This is a genomic window from Romboutsia sp. 13368, assembly GCF_018336475.1.
In the GTDB taxonomy this organism is placed as follows: Bacteria; Bacillota; Clostridia; order Peptostreptococcales; family Peptostreptococcaceae; genus Romboutsia.
This window is the reverse complement of sequence record NZ_CP048741.1, coordinates 1671898-1674755: the sequence shown is the minus strand read 5'-3', so window position 1 is coordinate 1674755 and position 2858 is coordinate 1671898. Positions and strand designations below refer to the sequence as shown.

Below are 2858 nucleotides of genomic sequence, written 5' to 3'. Positions count from 1 at the left end.
ATTTTAAAATATRTTTTTGGAGTATAATTATTTAGTAATAAAAGATAAATAACTATACAAAAAAAGAGTACAAAATGTACTCTAGTTATTACTTAACGCCCATTATTCCAGATACTAAAATATCAGTATCAGCCCCTAAGAAATAATCATTTATATTTATTGAATTAAGTACTTCTTTTAAATTATTTTCTTCATGTTTTGTATTTATTAATAAATTCTCAACATTAGAAATATCACATTTACCAAAGAAATCTCCAAAGAATTTTATATCTTTTATAATGCCTTTATCAACATTTAAGTTGAATTCTACATTTCCACCAGGGTATTTTAATTCATTATAAAGTGCGTATTTAGGAGAATTTCCAAAGTTCCACTCCCAAGTATTATACTTTTCTTCAACTAATTTATTTATATTTTTTATATCTAACTCACTTAAAGTATAATATTTGTTATCTACATTTGTTTTCTCTAGATAATCCATTACCATATCTTTAAATTCTAAAACATTCATAGGTTCTTTTAGATGCTCACTTATATTAGTTACACGAGATTTTATAGATTTAACCCCTTTACCTTCAAATTTTATAGGTTTAGCTTTTAAAGCTTTTGAAAGATCAGCTATTTGAGATGAAAATAATAATGTACCATGGTGCATAACCTTATTTTTATAATTGTATTGAGCATTTCCTGAAAACTTAGACCCATCTATTAATAAGTCATTTCTTCCAGAAAACTCTGCATTTATATCTAATGTCTTTAAAAGGTCTATTATAGGTTGAGTAAATCTTTTGAAATCACTAAAACTGTCATTATTATTTGCTATAAATGTAAAGTTTATATTTCCTAAGTCATGAAATACAGCGCCACCACCTGATTGTCTTCTAACAACAGGAATAGAGTTTTCTTTAACATAATCTAAGTTAATCTCAGATAGTGTATTTTGATTTTTACCTACAATTACAGAACTTTCATTTCTCCAAAGTATAAACATATCTTCATCAAAATTTTTAAGAAGATATTCTTCCATAGCTAAATTGAAGTATGGATTAGTTTTTTCATTATAAATTAGTAACATAACATCTCTCCCTTAAAATGTATATAAAATTACATTATTAGGTAAATGGTAGCAGATAATAATAGGGTTATCAATATATTTAAATAGGGRGATTAAAATATATTATTGTCTATATTAGGTAAGTTATTATTNNNNATAGGGAGATTAAAATATATTATTGTCTATATTAGGTAAGTTATTATTATGAATACTATTATTTAAACTGATAAATAATAGTATATTAAATTAAAGCATAGTAAAAAATAATACAAAATTATAGAATTTATAGATTTCAATTTTATAAGGAGAGTAGTATGGCTTACGTCAATTTTAAAGAAGAAAAATTTAAAGGAAAAATTCAAATTGAAAAAAGAAAAAAGAATAATGAAAAGTTATATCAATATATAATAAAACATAAAGATAGTTTAAATGGAATTTATCCTAATTTAAAATATAGTTTTAAAAAAATAATAGATGAATATATAGGTAAAAAAGGAATATTAGGAGAAGAAAATTTCAAAGAAATAATAAGTGAAGATATCGTATGTTCTAAATTTATAGATTGTAAATTTAATAATATAAAATTTAAAGATTGCAAGTTTATAGGTTGTGTATTTGAAAATTGTAATTTTGATGAAGGTGGAGTTATATTTGAAAATTGCATATTTATTAAAGAAGATAGTGAAATGTTACCATCTTTAAATAGAAAGGATAATTTAGGTTGTAGTTTTTATAATTGCAATATATATGCAAAATTTTTGAATAGCGATATATCATATTCTATATTTGAAAACTGCAAATTAAAAAATACTAATATAGAATTAACTAATGCTTCAAATGTTATAATGATAGGATGTGAATTTGATAAAGTTGAAATTGCAGATTGTGATTTTAGAGGTTTTAAAACTTTTGATACATACATGATTAATTTTGAATTTAACGATAAGTTTTTAACTAAATTTGATGAAAAAACATTTTTTGATAAAATAGAGCCGAGGATAAAGGATAAGCAGGAATATGAAGGCATATATGAAATATATGAAAATATCGCAGATGAATTTAAAGATAACTCTTTAAATAATAGTTTTGGAGAATATTATTATTTATGTAAATGTACTCAAAGGAAATCTTTAAAGTTGTTACCGAAGTTAGGTTCATATTTAAATTGGATTACTTGCGGATATGGAGAAAGACCATCGTTTTCTATATATTCATCATTAGCTATAATAGTTATATTTTCATTTTTATACTTGATAACAGGTATAGAGACTGATAGTAGAAATATTTTATATACATTTAATAATATATATCTACATGGAAGATAGATATATTATTAAAAGATTTTCATGAGGCTCTTAATTTAAGTGTAGCACTATTTGCTTGCGTAGGGGTTATTAATGGCAAGCCTACGGAACCTGGATATATGCTAGTTAATATTGAGATGTTGATAGGACTTGTTATGATAGGAATTGGTTCAGGTACTTTAGTTAGAAGGCTAATTAGATAAATAAAAAGACAGGAATAACATCCTGTCTTTTGTTTATCTATTAATTATTAAGCTGCTGCATTAGCATCAGCAGATTTAGTACCACGTATTTCATCAGCAGTTTTTATTTTAGTATTTTTAAACATAGCATGTCCTATGAAACCAGCTAAAATACTTACTATTGCACATCCTAATGCAGCTATTAAAGCCTTTGTTCCGTTTTGAGTAACAGAAACTGCAAAACCTGCTATTGGAGTTGCTAAACCTGGAGTACCAACTTGAATACCCATTATAGCTACTATTATACCAGACATTGCT

Annotated in this window: 3 protein-coding genes (1 of these 3 running past the window's edge); 1 reads left to right on the top strand and 2 read right to left on the bottom strand. The window is 24.5% G+C overall.

Translation table 11 applies throughout. The features are described from left to right. Positions 1 to 88: 88 nt before the first annotated feature. On the bottom strand, positions 89 to 1075 hold the full coding sequence (locus G3997_RS06760) for a lipoate--protein ligase (protein ID WP_296644722.1): 987 nt from the start codon (positions 1073 to 1075) through the stop codon (positions 89 to 91). 293 nt (positions 1076 to 1368) lie between these two features. Between G3997_RS06760 and G3997_RS06755 the strand changes: the two genes are divergently transcribed. Next, positions 1369 to 2379, top strand: coding sequence for a pentapeptide repeat-containing protein (locus G3997_RS06755; RefSeq protein WP_296644721.1), 1011 nt, complete (start codon positions 1369 to 1371; stop codon positions 2377 to 2379). Positions 2380 to 2608: 229 nt separating this feature from the next. On the opposite strand, the gene G3997_RS06750 is transcribed toward G3997_RS06755, so the two are convergent. Continuing rightward, the coding region annotated (locus G3997_RS06750; protein WP_296644719.1) for a PTS sugar transporter subunit IIC crosses the window boundary (this coding region is incomplete at its 5' end): on the bottom strand, positions 2609 to 2858 show 250 of its 542 nt. The annotated region continues 292 nt past the right edge of the window.